Below are 18504 nucleotides of genomic sequence, written 5' to 3'. Positions count from 1 at the left end.
AACCATCGCCGGTCCTCCGGCGGACAAGAAAACTGTCACCCATGCTATCGGTCCATTCTGTTACCTATCTATCCGGTTCGGACAGCGCCTTTCCTCTCCCTCCGGAGGGGGGAGAGGTGGCTCGGCGAAGCCGAGACGGAGTGGGGGAAGGCGGTCCTCAAACGCGCCGCCGAAAGACAGACCATCTCCCATGAAGGGGAGACCAGCTAATCGTGCCTACGCCCGAAATGCCGTGCCGCGACCTCGACATGCGTATGGTGCGTGTGGGCCTCGAAGCGCTCGGTCTCGTTGTGGTCGGCGGCTTCGTTCGGCCACCAGACACCACCCACGACGATGCCGTCCGATGTGAGCCGCTGATCCGCGATCAGCGCCGCACCGACCGCATCGACGAAGGTAAAGCGCCCGGGGCGCAGTCTCAGCACCGCGACATCGCCGACACCGCCAACTTTCAGCGTCCCAAGCTCCGGCCTGGCGATCGCCTCGGCTGGCCTTTGCGTGGCGGCGCGCAGCACCTCGACCAGCGGCATGCCCAGCGCCGTTAGCTTCGACATGCAGACCAGTATGTCGAAGGCCGGACCGTCGACGCAATAGAGATGCACGTCGCTGGAGATGACGTCGGGCGCGAGGCCCTCGGCCAGCATCGCTTTCGCCACGGCGAAGTCGAACGATCCCATGCCGTGGCCGATGTCGAAGATGACGCCGCGTTCGCGGGCCAGCCGCATGTCCGGCCGCACCGCGCCGGAGGCGAAGACCGGCGCGTTGGGGAACGGGCGAAAACAGTGCGTGAGGATGTCACCCTTGCGCAGCCGCGGCAGCACTTCGGAGCGGCCGGGCGGCGGCTCGTCTATATGCGCCATCAGCGGCAGGCCGGCCTGGTCGGCGGCTTCCAGCGCGAGATCGACCGGCGCGATGCCGCTGGCGCCGCCGGCATGCTTGCCGGAGCGCACTTTTACGCCGACGACGACATCGGCGTGCTCGCGCACCGCAGCCACCGTCTCGCGTGGCTCGCAGAGCCTGAGATCGCTGCATTCGCCGACAGAGACGCTTTGCGAGAAGCCGAATATGCCGGCAAAGGAGATGTTGACATAGGCCAGGATGCGCACCTTCGAGCGCTCGATGACATGGCGGCGAAAGCCCAGAATATTGCCGGCGCCGGCGCTGCCGGCGTCGATGAAGGTGGTGGTGCCGCTCTTGGCCGCCAGCCGGTCGGCATCGACGCCAAGCGAGGTGCCGCCCCAATAGACATGGCTATGCAAATCGATGAGGCCGGGCGTGACGATGCAATCACGAGCGTCGACTATCTTGGTGGCGTGCTCGGCATCGATCGCCGCCTCGATGGCCACGATGCGTCCGCCCGCAACGGCGACATCGCGCGGCGCGTCCAGGCCCGAGGCCGGATCGATCAGACGGCCGCCCTTGATCAGGAGATCGAACTGCATCGGCGCCTGCCTCTCTTCGTTTTGGGGCATGATCTCTGGACAAAACGGTTTCCGTTTGTCCGAGAAAACCCCGTCTCCACTTTTCGGGATCATGCCCCGGCTGGTCAAACCGGCCGGTAGGCGACGGCTTCGACCTCGATCTTGATGTCGATCATCAGCCGCGATTCGACCGTGGTGCGGGCCGGCGGATTCTTCGGGAAGTGCTTGGCGTAGACGGCATTGAAGGCGCCGAAGTCGCGCGCGTCCTCGAGCCAGACCGTGGTCTTGACGACATCGTCCATGGTGCAACCGGCCAGCGCGAGTGCCGCCTTCACATTCTGCAGCACCTGCTCGGTCTGCTCGGTGATGCCGCCCTTGACCACGATGCGGTCGCTGTCGACCGGCACCTGGCCTGAGATGTAGACGAAATCCCCGGCGCGCACGGCCGGCGACAGCGGCACGTGGGATGTTCCAAAACACTCTTTAGGCAAAGGAAACTCCTGTTCAGAATGGCGGTCCGCGCCCCGTTTTCGACGACCGCTCTACGCCTGTCCCGGTGATCCTCATAGGGGGCTTTTTGGAAAGCAGCATTTTTCCAAACGCGTGTTGCTTTATCGCAGGCTCGCCAGCATCTTGCGCGTCGCATTTTCCCGACAGGAGATTTCAATGACCTTCGACAAGAACCCGTTTCCAGAGGGCGATGCCGATCGCCACGCGCTCTGGGAAATGTTGGTGCGGCGCGACATCGACGCCTTTATCGGTCAGGACTGGTCGATGGTCGAGGATGATTTCCTCGCCGACAGCTTCTTCGGCATGCATGCGCATTTCCTCAGCGATGCCGACGCCTGGCGTCTGCAATTCCCGAGCCTTGCCGTCTATCGCGACGAATGGCTGCGCCAGGCCAAGGAGACGGCGGCGGCCAGATTCGCCGAGCCGCTGCGCGAGGCGCTGTTTCGCGTCACCAACATGCGCGACATCGATGTCGATGGCGACCGCGCCGTGCTGCACAAGAAGTTCAACGGCTCGGTGGCCAAGGCCGATGGCAGCGTCGACAAGCTGAAATGGCAGACGCTGTATTTTTGCAGGAAGGTGGCGGGCCACTGGAAGATCGGCGGCTTCGTCGGCTACATGCCACATCCCTTGGGGATCTGAGGTTTACCCGCTTATGCTATTGCCGGCCTTCGCGCACGAAGACGTCCGCTTCCGGGCTGCAGCTGTAAAAGCTCGCCAACCGAACCCACTCGAGCTCAAGCGAGTTGAACGGGACAGGTTCGTCCAACAGGGCTAGCGGGAGCGGTGGTCGAACACAACCGCCATGGTCTTACCAATTGCCGCCATGACGACGAGTTCGACGAGATCGTCGTCGCTGTCGACACAGGTTGGATCCATGCGGCGGATGGCGTCGAGCGCCGCCCTGGTCGAGACGGTATCGCCGGCGCGGAATCTGGAAAGCGCAGAGGAAACAAGGTTCTGGGTTGTCACGTCGATGACAGGTACGCTCGGCACTACGTTCATGGCTTTCTCCTGCCAAGAACCCTCTCCCGAAGGAAATAATACGCCGAACGACGGCGTGTGCCAGCGGAATCGTGGTCCGACCAGATTGCCTGGAGGGCACGTTTGCGTGTTTGATAGGATCGAGCCCACAGCGTCCAGGACGGGACATGAAACTGTACTTCAGCCGCAATCCCAATCCGCGCCTCGCGGTTGCAACTGCACGTCATCTGCAGGCCAAGGTCGAGTGTGAGTTTGCGGCACCCATGGCGCCCGGGCAGGCTGAGCGGTTTCGTCAGCTCAATCCCAATCTTACCCTGCCGATATTGGCATGGCCGGGCGGCAGCCTGTGGGAAGCAGACGCCATAGCCTGCCTTCTGTCGCGCGAAGCGGGTTCGGATTTCTGGGGCGGCGGCGATGACCAACCCGACATGATCCGCTGGCTGAGCTGGGGCAAGGAGAATTTCGTCCGGGCCTGCGACATCGTGCATTTCGAGCGCGGAACCAAGCAGCGCTACGGGATTGGGCCCGTCGACCAGGGCAAGGTCGAGGAGGGGCTGGCGGAGTTCCGCATCGCGGCAGCGATTCTCGAGGCGGAGCTCGCCAAGCGGCCATGGCTTGTGGGCAAGTCGCTCTCCTATGCCGATTTCCGTATGGCGACGTTTTTGCCGTTCAACGATGCAGCCGGCCTGCCGCTGGCGGACTATCCCTCTGTTCTGGGTTGGTATCGCCGGCTCGAAGCCATCGATGCCTGGCGCGATCCCTTCGACGGGCTGGACGCGCCGCTTCTGCCGCCGGTCAACTCCGCTTGATGTGCTTCCCTTTGGGCAGATGGGCTGATGTGTGGCGCTTTGGCAGCATAGGTGTGGAACAGCGGGCGAGTTGCCATGGCGCGCTCGACGGCTCGCGGCCGGGTTGATAAGCCCTGTCCGCAAGGAGAGTCGTGACATGACCGTAGCCATCGAGATGGGACAGACGACGGCGGGTGCGCCGGCGGCGCTCGACCTTGAGGAGCTGCTGGCGACCCGGCTTCTGGTGCAAGGCAATTCCGGCTCCGGCAAATCGCACCTTTTGCGCCGGCTCCTGGAGCAGAGCGCGCCCTGGGTGCAGCAGACCATCATCGACCCGGAAGGCGATTTCGTCTCGCTGGGCGACCATTACGGCCATCTGGTCATCGATGCCGAGGAGCATACGGAGCGTGGCCTGCAAGCAGCCGGCGAGCGGGCGCGCATCCACCGCGTCTCCACGGTGCTCAATCTCGAAGGGCTCGATGCCGAGAACCAGATGCGGCGCGCCGCTGCCTTTCTCGGCGGGTTGTTCGAGGTTGCCCGCGAGCATTGGTATCCGATGCTGGTGGTGGTCGACGAAGCGCAGCTGTTCGCGCCCGCCGTGGCCGGCGAAGTGTCCGACGAGGCGCGAAAGCTCTCGCTCGGCGCCATGACCAATTTGATGTGCCGCGGCCGCAAGCGCGGCCTTGCCGGCATCATCGCCACGCAGCGGCTGGCAAAGCTCGCCAAGAATGTCGCGGCGGAGGCGTCCAATTTCCTCATGGGCCGTACCTTCCTCGATATCGACATGGCGCGCGCCGCCGACCTTCTGGGCATGGAACGGCGTCAGGCCGAGGCGTTTCGAGACCTGGAGCGCGGGCACTTCATGGCGTTGGGCCCAGCGCTGTCGCGCCGTCCGCTGGGCGTGCGCATCGGCCAGACCGAGACCAGCCCGCGCAACGGTACGCCGCGGCTGATGGCAATGCCGGAAACAGCGCTTGAAGACGCGCGCGCCATCATCCTGGCGGCGCCGCCGCCCGAGACGATGCGCGCGCCGCGCCGGATGGCGTCGCCGGAGCTGCTCGACCAGCTGATGGCGGCCAAATCGGCGGCGATGGAGATCCGCCCGGAACCTGCGGAACCGGCGGTAAGCGCCGAGGATATGGCCGAGCGGCGAGAGCGGGTGGACCGTGTCCTGCGCGCCATCCTGGCGCAGCCCGATGCGGGTTTCCGCGTCATCGGCGTGCTTTATCAGGAGTTCGTCGTCCGCTGCCGCATCGAAGGCCTCGCTTCGGTGGTGCCGGACCTCTCAGAATTCCGTCGCATGCTGACGCGTGCCCGCGCCGGGCTCGGCGCAGACATGGCAGGCGATGACGCCTGGCAGGACGTTTCCGTGCGCGCCTCGCTGCTGCCCGAGGACATGCAGGGCGTGTTCATGATGATCGCCCGCGCCGCCAAGGAGGGCTGGCCGTGCCCGAGCGACGCGGCGATCGCGCGCGCCTACGGCTCGCATTCGCTGCGGCGCGCCCGGCGGCTGCTCACCTATATCGAGGAGCAGGGCCTCATCGTCTGCCAGCTCGACGGCACCGGCCGCCGCACGGTGACGCTGGTCGAGCTCGCCTGGGCGACGGCGCCGGGCGACCCCAATGCCGCGGAGGCGGAACAGGGCAGCCTGGCGCTCTGAAAGGCGAACAGGCAGCTACCTGACTTGCTTGCGCGGTTCTGAATAAGATGTGTTTCGCCGATCGGCGCGCGACGATTTATGATGGGTTTCCGAGAATCGCAGAACGGTTCGGGCGGAAGGGTTGTCCGGTGCGGTTGAAATCTCTGGCTGTCTTTGTCTTTGGCCTCCTCGCCATCGCCGGCATCGCCTTGACGGTGTCTGCCCGGTCTTTTGCCGCGTCCTCCGATATACCGGCCTGGCTGCAGGCCCATGTCGGCAATGACGACGGCGAGATTTCGCAAGTGGTGCTGGAGCGGGCGCGCGCGCTTTACCTGAAAAAGGTCGCGCAAGGCGCGGTCCACAATGGGTGCTATTTCGCCATGGATGCAACGCGCCCCGGCGATCTCGGCAATGGCGTGCTAGGGCGGCGCTACTACGTCATTTGCGAGGCCAAGCAGTCGTTCAGGGCGATCTCGTCGGGCCATGGCGGCGGCCGCAATTTGAAAGGCGTGGTCGATTTCTCCAACGGCAAACGCTGCGCGAAAAACTTCGGCAATGCGCTGGACTCGTCCTTGACGACCGGCGGCGCCTATATGACCGGCGAGGCAAAGACCTCATTCAAGGGTTTTTACCGCATCGGCGCAAAAAAGGACCAGGCGCTGCTGCGCACCTTCATCCAGTTCGACGGCGAGGGCGAGACGGCGAATGCCAGGCAGCGGGTGATCGGCGGCCACGCGGCGCGGCTGTTGCGCGGCATGTGCCTGCGCAAGAACCCGAACAGCTCCTATGCCGACCATGACGGCTTCGTCCCATACGGCAAGCTGGTGGATTACGCCGGCGGCCGCAGCAATGGCTGCACCAGCTGGTCGCCGTCCGACGCCGATCAGATCATTTCGATGGTGAAGAGCAATCCGACGACGCTCTATATCTACCCGGAATCGCGCGACATCGCCGCCGTTGGTAAATCGGGCGCCTATTGGAATGCGTCCTGCCTGAAGGAGATCGGCAAGCCGAAATTCTGGCCGCGAAAGAGCCTTGAGCCGATCATCGCGCAATACGCCAAGGACAACCCGCCACCGCCGCCGCAACCGTTGCCGATCTGCACCGGGCCGTGAGGGATAAGTCCTCGGCTCGGCATTGTCGGCGGCGCGGACTGGCTGGGCGGCGCCGCCGATCCGATGGGCTCTACTGATTGATCTCGGGTTCGACGAGCTTTGCCAGATTGCGCAGCGACTCCTGCCAGCCGAGATAGCAGGCTTCAGCCGGAATAACGTCCGGAATGCCGGCCTGCGTGATGTCGAGTTCGGTGCCGACCGACACTTTCTTCAGGAGCACGGTCACTTCGATCTGGCCGGGCAAATTGGGGTCGTCGAACCTGTCGGTGTAGCGCAGGCGCTCGCCGGGAACGAGTTCGAGATATTCGCCGCCGAAGGAATGGCTGCCGCCCGTCGTGAAGTTTCGGAACGACATCTTGAAGGCGCCACCGACTTTCGCGTCGAAGCTGTGCACCGTGCAGGTGAAGCCGTTCGGCGGAAGCCATTTCGCCAGCGCGTCGGCTTCTGTGAATGCGCGGTAGACCTTCTCCGGGCTGGTCGTCAGAACGCGGTGCAAACGTACGGTGCTTGGCATCTCTTCGGTATCCTCTGTGGTTTCGTTGTCCGATGCCCCAAGGACGGGTGAACCTCACCCGGTCCGACATAGCCTGTCAAATTTTCTTGAGCCCTTTGCCCGCGGCCATCCGCCCGCGACTTCGACCGCCGCCTCAGGCAGGCGGTCGTGTCGCGTCAAATTGCATGCATCATTGACAGGTTGCCTAACTTTTCGGCGCGCATCTCACAATTTATTAAAATTGTAAGTCTCTCCTACAAAGTTGTATTAGGATCAGCTTAACGCCTTCGGCATTATCTATTAAACTGGTGGGCGACGATCTCCTTTGTGTACTATAGAATGATTCCCTGGAACGACGGATCAATTTAAGAGTTGATCCGAAATGGTCGCTCGAAGGTTGTCGAACGACCAAGGCAGCACGCGCAAGGAGTGTCGGAATGACCACAGTCCTCAACGCCAAAGGCATTCCACTTCCCTATACCGGCGCTTCCACCCATTGGTTCTCGGCGACTGGAGGCGCGTCTTACCGCTACGGCACCTCGGGCAACGATTCCTTCTGGGGCGACACCAACGTCAAGGTCACCATGTATGGCGGCGCGGGCGACGACTATTACCATCTCTATTCGACGATCAACAAAGCGGTCGAGAACTACGGCGCGGGCGTCGACACGATCGATACCTGGATGAGCTACAAGCTGCCCGCCAATTTCGAGAACCTCGTCGTCACCGGCGACGGCCACTATGCCTTCGGCAATGCTCAGGACAACATCATAACGGGCGGCGCTGGCAGCCAGACGCTGGACGGCGGCAAGGGCAATGACGTGCTGATCGGCGGCGCCGGCGCCGACACCTTCATCGTCACCAAGGGCAATGGCAGCGACCTGATCTCCGATTTCGGCGCGACCGACACGGTGCGCCTCAACGGCTATACCTTCACCTCGTTCGAGGCCGTCCACGCCAATATGGTCCAGGTGGGATCGAACGTGCAGCTGAACCTCGGCTCGAGCGAGGTGCTGGTGTTCCACAACACCACGATCGACAAGTTTCAGCCCGGCCAGTTCGAGCTGCCGATCGACAAGACGGGCATGACGCTGTCGTTCAACGACGATTTCAACACGCTGAGCCTGTGGAACGGCCAGAGCGGCATCTGGGATTCCAATTTCTGGTGGGGGGCGCAGAACGGCAGCTCGCAGCCCCAGAACGGCGAGCTGCAATGGTATATCGACGCCAATTATGCGCCGACCAGCTCGGTCCATCCGTTCAGCGTCGCAAGCGGCGTGCTCACCATAACCGCGGCGCATGCGCCCGACGACATCAAGCCGCTGATCAACAATTACGAATACACTTCCGGCATACTGACGACGCACGACACCTTCTCGCAGACCTATGGCTATTTCGAAATGCGGGCCGATCTCCCGGAAAATGCCGGCGCGTGGCCGGCCTTCTGGCTTCTGCCCGAAGACGGTTCATGGCCCCCGGAACTCGACGTGATCGAAATGTATGGGCAGAACCCGAATGCGCTTCTCATGACCGCGCACACAAATGAGACGGGAACCCACACCACGGTCGGGTCGACGGTGAATGTCTCCAACACCGACGGCTATCACACCTATGGCCTGTTGTGGACGCCGGACAAGCTGGTCTGGACCTATGATGGCGTCCAGGTCGCGGAAGCGGCGACGCCGTCCGATATGAACAAGCCCATGTACATGCTGGTCGACCTTGCGGTCGGCGGTCAAGCCGGCGCGCCGCCCGACCATCTGGCGACGCCCGCGCAAATGAAGATCGACTATATCCACGCCTATACGCTGAACGATTTGCAGCAGAGCCATCTGAGCACGACAGCCGAGCACGCCGTCTAGATGTCACGGGACCGCGCGCCACTCAGGGATGCGGCCATCGGCCTGCGCCCGGTTTTCCTGCGCGGCATCGCCGATATCGGCATCTTTTCGTTGCTGATCAACATCCTGCTCCTGGTGATCCCGCTCTATCTGCTGCAGGTCTATGACCGGGTGTTGCCGTCCTCCAGCGTCGAGACGCTGCTTTATCTCTCGGTCATGGCGGTCGTCGCGCTCGCCTTCCTCGGCCTGCTGGACGCGGTCCGCGCCGTCTACGCGCAACGTGTTGCGGCCACCGTCGACCAGAAACTGGGCGCGCGGACATTCGCCGCCTCGCTTGGCGCCAGACATGCCGGCAGCGGGCTGTCGCCGCTGAACGACCTTGCCACGACTTGCGCCTTCATCAGGTCGCGCGGCGTGGCGGTGTTGTTCGACCTGCCGTTTGCGCCCGTCTTCCTGGCCTTGCTCTATTTCATCCATCCCGTCCTGTTCTGGCTGACGCTCGCCGGCGCCGTGCTGCTGTTTCTCTTGGTCGTGGCCAACCAGCTTGCCATCGGCAGGAACGATGCCATGTCGGCGGAACGCTCGGCGGTGGCCAGCCAGGCGGAGCAGGCCTTCGCCCGCAACACCGACACGCTGCGCGCCATGGGCATGGTGCAAAATGCCGCCGCGGTCTGGGGACAGCACGTTGCTGAGGCGCTGACCCTGCATGACCGTTCCGGAAGCGCCAATGCGATCTTCAGCGCGACGTCGCGGGCGCTGCGCATGATGCTGCAACTGGCGATCCTCGGCGCCGGCGCGTGGCTGGTGCTGCAAGGGCAGATGACCGCCGGCATGATCTTCGCTTCGTCGCTGGTGTCGTCGCGCGCGCTGCAGCCGCTCGACCAGCTGATCGGATCCTGGCGGCAGATCGTCGACGCCAGGCGATGCTGGAAGCGGCTGGACACCGCCCTTGCGGCGCAACCAGCGCAGGGGCGCAAGCTCGCACTGCCCGATCCATTGGGCGCGATTTCGGTGCAGGATCTGTTCTTCATCGCGCCGACTGCGGCTTTCGGCACTGAGCCCATCCTCAAGCGGTTGAATTTTGCCATCGGCGCCGGCGAAGCGGTGGCGATCGTCGGCCCGAGCGGGGCCGGCAAATCGACGCTGGCGAAATTGCTTGTGGGCGCGCTGCAGCCGACCGGCGGCGCGGTCAGGGTCGACGGCGCCGACCTGAGGAGCTGGGACGAAACCCAGCTTGGCAGGCATATCGGCTATCTCGCGCAGGAGGTGGAGCTTTTCCCGGGATCGATCGCGCAAAATGTCGCCCGCTTCGAACCCGACGCCGATGACGCCGCGATCGTCGAAGCGGCCAGGCGCGCCGAGGCGCATGAGCTGATTCTCACGCTGCGCGACGGCTATCAGACCATGATAGGCCCGTCGCATACCGTGCTGTCGGGCGGCGAGCGCCAGCGGATAGGGCTGGCGCGCGCCTTCTACGGCAAGCCACGCATGCTGGTGCTGGACGAGCCCAACGCCCATCTCGACGGCAGTGGGGAGGCGGCGCTCGAAGGGATGCTTTCGGCCGCGCGAAGTGTAAGCGTCACGACAGTCGTCATCACGCATCGCCCTTCGATCGCCGCGGCCTGCGACCGCGTCATAGTCCTGCGCAACGGCATGGTCGAAGCTTTCGGCCCTGCGAGCGAGGTGCTGAGGCAACCGGCGGCCGGCAAGGCCGGGAGCTCGGTGGTGACAGGCTCGTTCGTGCCGACCGTGCGCCCGCACAGCGTCCGCTTCGGGTCATAGACGATGATGCAGCAGAGCCTCGCCTTCGAAGGTCGACCGCGCACCGACTTCCGCCGCATGGCCGTCGTCGGCTACGTGGCCATAGCGCTCTTCGTCGGCTGCTTCGGCTATTGGGCGGCGAACGCGCCGCTCTCCGGCGCGGTGATCACCTCCGGCACGATCTCGGCGACGGGCGGCAACATCCTCATCCAGCACCCCGAGGGCGGCATCATCGAGCAATTGCTGGTGCATGAAGGCGACCGCGTGCAACAAGGCGAACCGCTGGTCCTGCTCGACCGCAGGGCGGCCGAGACCGACCTCAACCGGCTGACCAGACAGACGATCGCGCTCAGGGCAAGTGCCGCGCGACTTGAGGCCGAGCGCGACGGATCGGACAGGCTGGCGCCGATCGCCGAAGCAGCACCCGCGCCGTTCCAGCGCGATTTCGACAATCTGGTGCACGAACAGCAGAAGGAGTTCGAGGCCAGGCTCGCCCGGTTCCGCTCCGAGCAGTCGATCCTGGCGCAGCGCGTCGCCATGCATCGTGAGTCGGCGGTGGGACTGGAGGCGCAGAAACTCGCCATCCAGCAACAGGCCGAGATCGTGAAGAAGGAACTCGGCATCAAGACCGGCCTGCTCGACAAGGGTCTCACCAACCGCAGCGAATATTCGCAGCTTCTGCGCAGCGAGGCCGATCTGGTCGGCCAAGCCGGCGCGCTGGAGGCGGATATCGCAGCGACCAAGACGCAGATCGTCGAAGCCCAGGCGCAGGTCGAGCGCGCGACCACGCAGCGCGTCGAGGACGCGCTGACCAAGCTCGACGAGGTTCGCACCAGCCTGGCCGACATCGGCGAACAGATCACCGCAGCCGAGGCGGTGCTGGGGCGCACGACGATCAAGGCGCCGGCAACCGGCATCGTGGTATCCTCGATCTACAACTCCAAAGGCAGCGTGATTGCGCCGGGGCAGAAGATCATGGAGATCCTGCCCACCGCGTCGGGCCTCATCGTCGACGCGAAGCTGCGGCCGAAGGACGTGGACCTGGTTCGCGTCGGCCAGCCGGCGAAGCTCAGGCTGTCCGCCCTGAACGCGCGCCTCACCCCTGAGGTCCCGGCTACGGTGACGCAAATTTCCGCCGACAGGCTGATCGATGAAACCACGCATGAGGCGTATTTCCGCGCCAGGCTGAAGATCACCGACACGCTGCCGCAGGGCGTGAAAGCCGAGCAGCTTTACCCGGGAACGCCGGTCGAGGCGTTTATCAGCACCGGCGACCGAACCTTCCTCGAATATCTGGCGCGGCCGATGCTGGACTCGTTCGCGCGGGCGTTCACGGAGCGATAGGCGCCAACTCGTCCTCCCAGTTGACGCCGCCGTAGAACACCCTGAGAATCACCACCTGGTCGCCTTCTACGGTGAAGGCCACAGTCAGGCGGCGCTCGAAGCCAACGATGCGAAGCCCCGGCCGCACATCATCCCTTAGGGTTCCGCGTTCCGAGGCATAGTCGAGACCCAGGCAAAATCGCTCGATCCGCTCGATGTAGCGAAGGGCGGTGAGGTTGCCGGATGCGTGAGCGACCGTATCGTATATCCATAACAGGTCCGTCTGGGCTTCCGGCAAGAGGACAACATGCCGGCGCTTCACACGTTCCCCTTGAGGCGAGCTGCGTGATGTGCGCGAATGCTGTCAAAAGACTTGTCGGCCGGGATGGCCTGGGAGGGGTCTGCCTTCCACCTATCATAGGTCGGCGCGACCTCCTCACGCAGCCAGCGCTCCACAGCGGCGTCGCGTTCCTGCAATGCGCGAAGACCGGCGCGGATCACTTCACTGCTGGTCGCGTATGTGCCGGACCGAACGAGCTGGTCGATGAAAGCAGCCTGCTCGGCCGGCAGGCTGAAGGTGCGTTTTTCGGTGGCGGACATGGATCCCTCCTATCAGGTTGGTATGATATTATCATACCAGCGGCGAGATCGCACGCCCCAATATAGGCTTAGGGACCGCTCCCCTTGCCGTCGGCAAAGACACCGGACATTCGGTTCGGATGCCTGAGATGGGTCGGCGTGATGCCGGTCTGCTGGCGGAAGACACGGCTGAAATGGCCGGCATTGGGAAAACCGCAGCGGTAGGCGATGTCGCCGATTGCCAAGTCGCTCCCCTCCAGCAGCGACTTGGCCTGATGTACGCGCAGCGCAAGATAGGCGGCCATCGGGCCGATGCCGAGCTCGGCGCCGAACAGCCGCTCAAGCTGGCGCCGGGATAAATGCAACCGGCCCGCGATCTCGGCGACCGACAGCGTCTCCTGGAGATTGCTTTCCATCAGAAGCAGCGCCCGTTTCACCGCTCGGCTCGACGCGGCCGGAAAGAGATCGCCGACTGGCTGCACATCCAGGCTCGAGCGGATGCGGTCGAGCACGAGGATCTTGGCGGCTTTTTCCGCAGCCTTGCGGCCGATGAACTGCGACACGAAATGGCCGGCAAGGTCGGCCGCACCCGTGCCTCCGGCGCAGGTCGAGCGGCCCCTATCGACGGAAAACAGGCTGTCGGCATGGGCGTTCACATCAGGGAATTGGCTGCGGAAATCCTTGATGTGAAACCAGCTGACGGCAGCACTGTAGCTATCGAGCAGACCGTAGCGCGCGAGCACGAAGCTGCCGGTGCAGAGTGCCGTCAGCGGCACGCCCTTTTCGGCCGCCCGCAACAGGAAGGCCTCCTTTTCGGAGCTGAGGCTGCGGTTGGTGTCGAGCAGGCCACCGACCACGACGACATTGTCGAACTCCTGCGGATTGCCGATCGCCTTGGTCGGCAGCAACTCGACACCGCAACTCGCCCGGATCGGCAGGCCACGCTCGCCGACGATCTCCCAGTCGAACTCGATCCGGCGGCTGCGGTCGCCTTCATCGCCGGCCAGCCGCAGCGTGTCGATGAACAGCGACAGCGGCGACAGCGTGAAGTCGCGAACCAAGAGAAACGCAAACCGCCTGGCCATTGTTGCTCCGAAACGTTCCTTCGGGTGGATGGAAGCAAAGATGTCGCACAGGCGAGCACGCGGCGCTTTTCAGGAGAAGCCACCGGATGTCGGAGATGAGATCGACGGCCTCAGTGCGGAGCTGGAAATTCTCTGGGTTGTGTGGTGGTCATGGGATGTCGTCATCTACGCTCACACAAGACAGGCAGATGGACCAGCGGAATTGATCAGTATGGCACGGCGTGAGAAAAACCCTATCGTGTTTGTGTAACCTGCAGCACCAAAGCGGAGCCCAACCATGACCCTCACCAATCGCGATATCATCGAGCTGACGGCATGGCGCCGCAAGCTGCACCAGCAGCCGGAAATCTCCAACGAAGAGGAAAAGACCGCCAAGGAAGTCGTCGGCTTCCTCGCCGATACAGGGCCGGACAAGGTGCTGACCGGCCTTGGCGGTCATGGCGTGGCGGCGGTCTATGACAGCGGCCAGGCGGGGCCGACGGTGCTGTTCCGCTCGGAGATCGATGCGCTGCCGATCGAGGAGCTTTCGGGCGTCGAGCATGCCTCGCAGGTGCCGGGAAAATCGCATATGTGCGGCCATGACGGCCACACCGCGATCCTGGCCGCACTCGGCCGCCAGCTCGGACGAGAACGGCCGGCGCGCGGCCGCGTCGTCTTGATGTTCCAGCCGGCGGAGGAGACCGGCAATGGTGCGGCCGGCGTCGTCGCCGATCCACGCTTTGGCGAGATCGCGCCGGATTTTGCCTTCTCGCTGCACAATCTGCCGGGCGTGCCGTTCGGCGAGGTGCGGCTCAAGCCCGGCGTCGTCAACTGCGCCTCGCGCGGCATCCGCATCGTGCTGGAGGGCAAGACCGCGCATTCCTCCATGCCCGAAACCGGCGTGTCGCCGATGCCGGCGATCAGCCAGCTGATGCCGGCGCTTCCGGCACTCGGGCGCGGCACTTTCGCCGATGACGATTTCAGCATGGTGACCGTCACCCATGCGACCATGGGCGAGGCCGTGTTCGGCATTGCGCCCGGCTACGCCGAAGTTTGGGCGACGCTGCGCACAAGGCGCGACGAGCGCATGGCGGAGTTGGTCGCAGCTGCGGAAGCCCTGGCCGCCAGGATCGCGGGCGAGCACCACCTTTCCGTGCGCTGCGACTATCACGAAATCTTCGTCGCCAGCGTCAATGCGCCGGACGCGGTGGAACATCTCAACCGCGCGCTCGACGAGGAAGGTGTCGCGCGCAGCGAAGAGGCCCTGCCGATGCGCGCCTCGGAAGATTTCGGCATTTTCGGCCACAAGGCGAGCTCAGCCATGTTCTTTCTCGGCGCCGGCGAGCGCCATCCTTCGCTGCACAACCCCGATTATGATTTTCCCGACGATCTGATCCCGATCGGTTCGAAAATCTTCATGCGCACGGCGCGCAACCTGCTGGGGTGAGCGGCCCTGCAAAATCCGCATCCTGAAGCTGCCTTTTTCCCGCTGGAATCGTCTTGTAGTCGCGTCCTACATTAGGAGGGGCTTGCGGATGAGAATTGCAACGGTCGTCGCGTTGACTGCGACAGTGGCAGGGTGCGTATCGTCTCCGGTCCAGTATGGAGCCTCGCTCTCGACCCAAGACCCGAAATGGGCAACGCCGGAATGCCAGCAGGCCCGCACGGATGCCTTGAATTACGACCAACGCGAGAAGGAGCATCCAGGATGGGCCGCCGGCGTCGTGCTTGGGCCTTACAGCATGGGGCTCGTTGCGGCCATCAAGGAGCATGAGCAGAAGCGGCGCCGGCTGCTCGCACGCGAGGTGCATTTGCAGTGCTCAAGCCTGCCCTTGCCGAGGGATCTGGACTTCGATCCAAAGATCTACGCGCCAAAGCCGACGCATTATCCCTGAGGGTGGCTTGACGGCGGCGATCATGATGCGCCCTTGGCCAGAGGCCAGTCGACCGGCCCGCGCAGCTCGGGTAACAATGACCGTCTTTGGCGAAAGGGGTCCAATGCGGCAAGTGCCCATCGTGATGCAGCCGTTTGGCGGCATGGCGAACAAGATGTTCCAGTACATGTTTTGCCATGTGCTGGCGAAGCGTATCCCCGGTGGCTATGTCTGCGACGCCGACCTGCCGGAATGGTCCATTGCCAGGGTGCGGCCGCCTTTGTTGTGGAAATACCGGCTGCTTCGGGTCGACGGCTATCACCGCTACGACCTCGACGGGATCATAGCCGCGTTCCGCGACAGGCGGGCGCGGAGCATCCGCTTCAAGGGCTTTGCGCAGCGGCTGGGTTATTATGACCGGGACGAGGTCTCCGGGCTTTTCGACGGGCGTGCCGTCGCCGCGCCGACCCATGGCGACGATTTCCTCGTCATCCATGTGCGGGCCGGCGACATCCTCGACGGCTTCCACCGCAACTATTGCCCGATGCCATTCGGCTTCTTCGAGACGCTCATCAAGGATAGCGGCCGCAAGCCGGTCTTCGTCGGCCAGACCCATGAGGACAACGATTATTGCCGGCGCCTGCGTCAGCGTTTTCCCGATGCTGTCTTCGCGCCGAAGGCGTCGCCATTGACCGATTTCGAGACGCTGCGCCGGGCGAGCCATCTCGTCACGGGGGTGAGCAGCTTCTCCTGGCTGGCCGGTTGGTTGTCTTCGGCGCGGACGATCCATCTGCCGGTGGCCGGCATATTCGACCGGTGCATCAGGCCGGATATCGACCTGCTGCCCCTTGACGACCCACGCTATCGGTTCCACCAGTTCGACATGGGCGACTGGACGGGCTCTTCGGAGCAGCTTGCGGCATTTTATGGCGATGCGATCCCGTTCCGGCAGGTCGAGCCTCAAGCAGCAGCGGGTGGCGCGGGGAAAGCGTTGCGATGAGAATTCCGTTTTCCGTCAACAGGCCGGTGATCTGCGCGATCATGAAGCTGGAGCAGCCCTATGTGATCGAGTGGGTCGCCTGGCACAAGCTGCATGGCTTCGACCTGATGATCGCCGACAACTGCAGCGCCGGCCCGCAGTCGGCGGTGCTCCAGGCGTTGCGCGATGCCGGCTGGATCCGGCTCGTCGACTGGCGGCACGACACGGTGCTGCCGCAGCGGCGGGCCTATTCCTATCTTTACTGGCAGGCATTGCTCCACGGCTATCGCTATCTGGGCTTCATGGACGCCGACGAGTTCCTCGAGCCGCTCGACGGGCCGCCCTGGAGCGGAGCGGAACTGGTCCGCTCGCTTTTGAGCCGCCCGGGCGTGCGCAGCGTCGCCTTTCGCTGGGTGAATTTCGGCAGCGACGGCAAAGAGGCCTATGACGACGAACTGGTGACGGTGCGGTTTCAAAGGCGCGGCACGCATGACGCCCCGACCGCGCGCTGGAAGAAGTCGTTTGCCCGCGTGTCCTCGGTGCTGCGCAAGGCGCTGCGGGATCCCGGGCAGTTCATGCCGCACCCGCACGGTTTCCGCATCTCGCTGCGCAGGACGCTGGTCGACGGCATGACGCTCGACAAGCACCCGGCGGCCATGCCGATGGAATGGAAGATCGGCTGGATCCGCCACTATGCCGTGAAATCGAGGCAGGAACTGGCCGACAAGCATGCCCGCGGCGGCGGCTTCACGCCGTCGAGCGAGGCGCCGTCGCTGGACGAGTACCGGGTATCGAGAGATCAGAACGATATTCTCGATCCGCTCGACGATGCGACGGTGGGCGCCTTGCGGGCAAAGGTTTCGGAAATCGTCAGGTCGCTCGACCCGGCGGTCATCGCCCAGACGCGGCCGCTTTTCACGCAGCGGGGTCGAGGATCAGCGGCGCGGTAGCCATGCCGTGAAACGACATCGTGGCGCGGCGCTCGGCATTTGCGGCATCGAGCCGCCATCCGGGCGCACGGGTGAACAGGGCTTCTATCATCGCCGCGATCTCGATACGGGCGACATGTTGCCCGAGGCAGACATGCAGGCCGGTGCCGAAGGTCATCGACATGGCTGGCGGGCGCGTGAGGTCCAGCCGGTCGCCATCGGCGAAGACGGCATCGTCGCGATTGCCGCTGCCGAGCACCGGCACGACCGCTTCGCCAGCCGCAATCCTGACGTCGCCGAGGTCGATGTCCTGCGCCGCGATGCGGGCGACGGCGTATTGCACCGAGGCGCCATAGCGCAGCAGTTCGGCCGCCGCGCTGCTCCAGTCGACAGCGCCGCGCTCGAGCAGCGCGCGCTGTTCGGGAAAGCGATCCAGCGCAACAATTGCGTTGCCGAGAGCGTCGACGACAGTCTCCTGTCCGGCAAACAGCATGAAGACGATGTTGGCCACCATGTCCCCGCGCGACCAGCGGCCTTGCGCAACCTCCCGCACCATGCCGGCAACCATTCCGTCCGGCCGGTAGGCCTGTCGAGCCAGCCGCTCCTCGACAAAAGCCTGGCATTCGCGATAGGCCTCGGCGCTTGCTGCCGGCGGCTGCGCTCTTCGCAGGTCGAATGCGCTGGCCATGCGGCGGGTCACCGATTTCAACGCCCAAGGGTCCTCGATCTCGATGCCGAGGATTTCCTGCAGCAGCCAGAAGGACACCGGCACGGCGAGCCCGGCGACGGCGTCGACGCGGCCATCCGCCAGCGCACGCTCGACCAGCTCGTGGCTCAGCGCGCGAAGACCTTGCGTCAGAGCTTCGATGGCCGGCCGTGAGAAAAAGCCAGCGACCGGCCGGCGCAAGGCGCCATGCTGAGGCGGATCGGCGAGCAGCACCGAGCGGCTGAGCAGAGCCATGGGCGCATGGTCGACGAGCTTGCGGCGGACCTCTTCATATGTACCCGGCGGCGCCTGAAGAAGAGCGGGATGCTTCAGCGCGCCCGACACCAGCTCATGGCTGAACACATAATGCGCGTCGGCCAGCTCGGGATAGGGCGCGACGCCGCGCGCAATGCCGCCGGCGGCGCGCATGCGGGCGAAATGCGGAAACGGGTCGTCGCCGAGCGCGAACGGATCGAAATGCGGAGCTGTCATGACGGCTCG

The 18504-nt window shown here is 64.2% G+C and carries 19 protein-coding genes; 11 read left to right on the top strand and 8 right to left on the bottom strand.

The features are described 5' to 3' along the window. Positions 1 to 206: 206 nt before the first annotated feature. Both NKJ78_RS23120 and NKJ78_RS23115 read right to left on the bottom strand, forming a co-directional pair. Positions 207 to 1439 (bottom strand): amidohydrolase/deacetylase family metallohydrolase, encoded by a 1233-nt coding sequence (locus NKJ78_RS23120; protein ID WP_352460759.1) that lies wholly within the window; start codon positions 1437 to 1439, stop codon positions 207 to 209. A 104-nt stretch (positions 1440 to 1543) separates the two neighbouring features. Continuing rightward, on the bottom strand, positions 1544 to 1909 hold the full coding sequence (locus tag NKJ78_RS23115; RefSeq protein WP_023707576.1) for a RidA family protein: 366 nt from the start codon (positions 1907 to 1909) through the stop codon (positions 1544 to 1546). Between the two features lie 175 nt (positions 1910 to 2084). Between NKJ78_RS23115 and NKJ78_RS23110 the strand changes: the two genes are divergently transcribed. Beyond that, complete coding sequence (locus NKJ78_RS23110; RefSeq protein ID WP_023669704.1) at positions 2085 to 2570, top strand: hypothetical protein; 486 nt, start codon at positions 2085 to 2087, stop codon at positions 2568 to 2570. Positions 2571 to 2702: 132 nt separating this feature from the next. Here the strand turns inward: NKJ78_RS23110 and NKJ78_RS23105 are convergent, their stop codons facing one another. Beyond that, entirely contained in the window at positions 2703 to 2933 is a 231-nt protein-coding gene (locus NKJ78_RS23105) for a hypothetical protein (protein ID WP_023669703.1), read from the bottom strand. Between the two features lie 146 nt (positions 2934 to 3079). On the opposite strand from NKJ78_RS23105, the gene NKJ78_RS23100 reads away from it, so the two are divergent. The 3 genes from NKJ78_RS23100 (at position 3080) to NKJ78_RS23090 (ending at position 6454) form a co-directional block, all read left to right on the top strand. Further along, entirely contained in the window at positions 3080 to 3721 is a 642-nt protein-coding gene (locus NKJ78_RS23100; RefSeq protein ID WP_352460758.1) for a glutathione S-transferase family protein, read from the top strand. A gap of 136 nt (positions 3722 to 3857) precedes the next feature. After that, positions 3858 to 5360, top strand: a complete 1503-nt coding sequence (locus tag NKJ78_RS23095) for a helicase HerA domain-containing protein (protein WP_023691930.1) — start codon at positions 3858 to 3860, stop codon at positions 5358 to 5360. A 128-nt stretch (positions 5361 to 5488) separates the two neighbouring features. Continuing rightward, positions 5489 to 6454, top strand: coding sequence for a hypothetical protein (locus tag NKJ78_RS23090; RefSeq protein WP_352460757.1), 966 nt, complete (start codon positions 5489 to 5491; stop codon positions 6452 to 6454). A 70-nt stretch (positions 6455 to 6524) separates the two neighbouring features. Here NKJ78_RS23090 and NKJ78_RS23085 read toward each other — a convergent pair whose 3' ends face one another. Further along, positions 6525 to 6968 carry an SRPBCC family protein gene (locus NKJ78_RS23085; RefSeq protein ID WP_023683102.1) on the bottom strand — a complete coding sequence of 148 codons (444 nt, stop codon included), beginning with the start codon at positions 6966 to 6968 and terminating at the stop codon, positions 6525 to 6527. Between the two features lie 416 nt (positions 6969 to 7384). On the opposite strand from NKJ78_RS23085, the gene eglC reads away from it, so the two are divergent. Genes eglC through NKJ78_RS23070 form a run of 3 tightly spaced genes read left to right on the top strand, consistent with a single transcriptional unit; the run spans position 7385 to position 11893 of the window. Next, on the top strand, positions 7385 to 8809 hold the full coding sequence (gene eglC, locus NKJ78_RS23080) for an endo-1,3-1,4-beta-glycanase EglC (protein WP_023737556.1): 1425 nt from the start codon (positions 7385 to 7387) through the stop codon (positions 8807 to 8809). Further along, positions 8810 to 10570, top strand: a complete 1761-nt coding sequence (locus tag NKJ78_RS23075) for a type I secretion system permease/ATPase (RefSeq protein WP_023737557.1) — start codon at positions 8810 to 8812, stop codon at positions 10568 to 10570. Positions 10571 to 10573: 3 nt separating this feature from the next. Next, positions 10574 to 11893, top strand: coding sequence for an HlyD family type I secretion periplasmic adaptor subunit (locus NKJ78_RS23070; protein ID WP_352460756.1), 1320 nt, complete (start codon positions 10574 to 10576; stop codon positions 11891 to 11893). Here NKJ78_RS23070 and NKJ78_RS23065 read toward each other — a convergent pair. The 3 genes from NKJ78_RS23065 to NKJ78_RS23055 all read right to left on the bottom strand — a co-directional run bounded on the left by NKJ78_RS23065 (position 11880) and on the right by NKJ78_RS23055 (position 13536). Continuing rightward, a complete protein-coding gene (locus NKJ78_RS23065; protein ID WP_023669695.1) occupies positions 11880 to 12194 on the bottom strand; it encodes a type II toxin-antitoxin system RelE/ParE family toxin in 315 nt (104 codons plus the stop codon). The two genes, NKJ78_RS23070 and NKJ78_RS23065, sit on opposite strands and share 14 nt — an antisense overlap. Then, a complete protein-coding gene (locus NKJ78_RS23060; RefSeq protein ID WP_023669694.1) occupies positions 12191 to 12472 on the bottom strand; it encodes a type II toxin-antitoxin system ParD family antitoxin in 282 nt (93 codons plus the stop codon). Before NKJ78_RS23060 ends, NKJ78_RS23065 begins: the two co-directional genes overlap by 4 nt. 68 nt (positions 12473 to 12540) lie before the next feature. Then, positions 12541 to 13536 (bottom strand): GlxA family transcriptional regulator, encoded by a 996-nt coding sequence (locus NKJ78_RS23055; protein ID WP_023737560.1) that lies wholly within the window; start codon positions 13534 to 13536, stop codon positions 12541 to 12543. Positions 13537 to 13813: 277 nt separating this feature from the next. On the opposite strand from NKJ78_RS23055, the gene NKJ78_RS23050 reads away from it, so the two are divergent. The 4 genes from NKJ78_RS23050 (at position 13814) to NKJ78_RS23035 (ending at position 17318) form a co-directional block, all read left to right on the top strand. After that, entirely contained in the window at positions 13814 to 14962 is a 1149-nt protein-coding gene (locus NKJ78_RS23050) for an amidohydrolase (protein WP_023737562.1), read from the top strand. 88 nt (positions 14963 to 15050) lie between these two features. Next, positions 15051 to 15410, top strand: coding sequence for a hypothetical protein (locus NKJ78_RS23045; RefSeq protein ID WP_023737563.1), 360 nt, complete (start codon positions 15051 to 15053; stop codon positions 15408 to 15410). Positions 15411 to 15513: 103 nt separating this feature from the next. Further along, entirely contained in the window at positions 15514 to 16389 is an 876-nt protein-coding gene (locus tag NKJ78_RS23040; RefSeq protein WP_023698639.1) for an alpha-1,2-fucosyltransferase, read from the top strand. After that, a complete protein-coding gene (locus tag NKJ78_RS23035; RefSeq protein WP_023698638.1) occupies positions 16386 to 17318 on the top strand; it encodes a glycosyltransferase family protein in 933 nt (310 codons plus the stop codon). The genes NKJ78_RS23040 and NKJ78_RS23035 overlap by 4 nt, the downstream gene beginning before the upstream one ends. On the opposite strand, the gene NKJ78_RS23030 is transcribed toward NKJ78_RS23035, so the two are convergent. Beyond that, positions 17284 to 18495: a cytochrome P450 gene (locus tag NKJ78_RS23030; RefSeq protein ID WP_023737565.1), complete on the bottom strand. Its 1212-nt coding sequence runs from the start codon at positions 18493 to 18495 to the stop codon at positions 17284 to 17286. The genes NKJ78_RS23035 and NKJ78_RS23030 overlap by 35 nt on opposite strands. Positions 18496 to 18504 lie beyond the last annotated feature (9 nt).

Source organism: Mesorhizobium sp. M0037, from assembly GCF_040323635.1.
Lineage (GTDB): Bacteria > Pseudomonadota > Alphaproteobacteria > Rhizobiales > Rhizobiaceae > Mesorhizobium.
This window is presented reverse-complemented; position numbering and strand designations above follow the sequence as displayed.

Coding starts and splice junctions, on each gene's coding strand:
- NKJ78_RS23120 (WP_352460759.1), bottom strand. CDS start 1,439: ATGCAGTTCGATCTCCTGATCAAGGGCGGCCGTCTGATCGATCCGGCC.
- NKJ78_RS23110 (WP_023669704.1), top strand. CDS start 2,085: ATGACCTTCGACAAGAACCCGTTTCCAGAGGGCGATGCCGATCGCCAC.
- NKJ78_RS23105 (WP_023669703.1), bottom strand. CDS start 2,933: ATGAACGTAGTGCCGAGCGTACCTGTCATCGACGTGACAACCCAGAAC.
- NKJ78_RS23100 (WP_352460758.1), top strand. CDS start 3,080: ATGAAACTGTACTTCAGCCGCAATCCCAATCCGCGCCTCGCGGTTGCA.
- NKJ78_RS23095 (WP_023691930.1), top strand. CDS start 3,858: ATGACCGTAGCCATCGAGATGGGACAGACGACGGCGGGTGCGCCGGCG.
- NKJ78_RS23085 (WP_023683102.1), bottom strand. CDS start 6,968: ATGCCAAGCACCGTACGTTTGCACCGCGTTCTGACGACCAGCCCGGAG.
- eglC (WP_023737556.1), top strand. CDS start 7,385: ATGACCACAGTCCTCAACGCCAAAGGCATTCCACTTCCCTATACCGGC.
- NKJ78_RS23075 (WP_023737557.1), top strand. CDS start 8,810: ATGTCACGGGACCGCGCGCCACTCAGGGATGCGGCCATCGGCCTGCGC.
- NKJ78_RS23070 (WP_352460756.1), top strand. CDS start 10,574: ATGATGCAGCAGAGCCTCGCCTTCGAAGGTCGACCGCGCACCGACTTC.
- NKJ78_RS23060 (WP_023669694.1), bottom strand. CDS start 12,472: ATGTCCGCCACCGAAAAACGCACCTTCAGCCTGCCGGCCGAGCAGGCT.
- NKJ78_RS23055 (WP_023737560.1), bottom strand. CDS start 13,536: ATGGCCAGGCGGTTTGCGTTTCTCTTGGTTCGCGACTTCACGCTGTCG.
- NKJ78_RS23050 (WP_023737562.1), top strand. CDS start 13,814: ATGACCCTCACCAATCGCGATATCATCGAGCTGACGGCATGGCGCCGC.
- NKJ78_RS23045 (WP_023737563.1), top strand. CDS start 15,051: ATGAGAATTGCAACGGTCGTCGCGTTGACTGCGACAGTGGCAGGGTGC.
- NKJ78_RS23040 (WP_023698639.1), top strand. CDS start 15,514: ATGCGGCAAGTGCCCATCGTGATGCAGCCGTTTGGCGGCATGGCGAAC.
- NKJ78_RS23035 (WP_023698638.1), top strand. CDS start 16,386: ATGAGAATTCCGTTTTCCGTCAACAGGCCGGTGATCTGCGCGATCATG.
- NKJ78_RS23030 (WP_023737565.1), bottom strand. CDS start 18,495: ATGACAGCTCCGCATTTCGATCCGTTCGCGCTCGGCGACGACCCGTTT.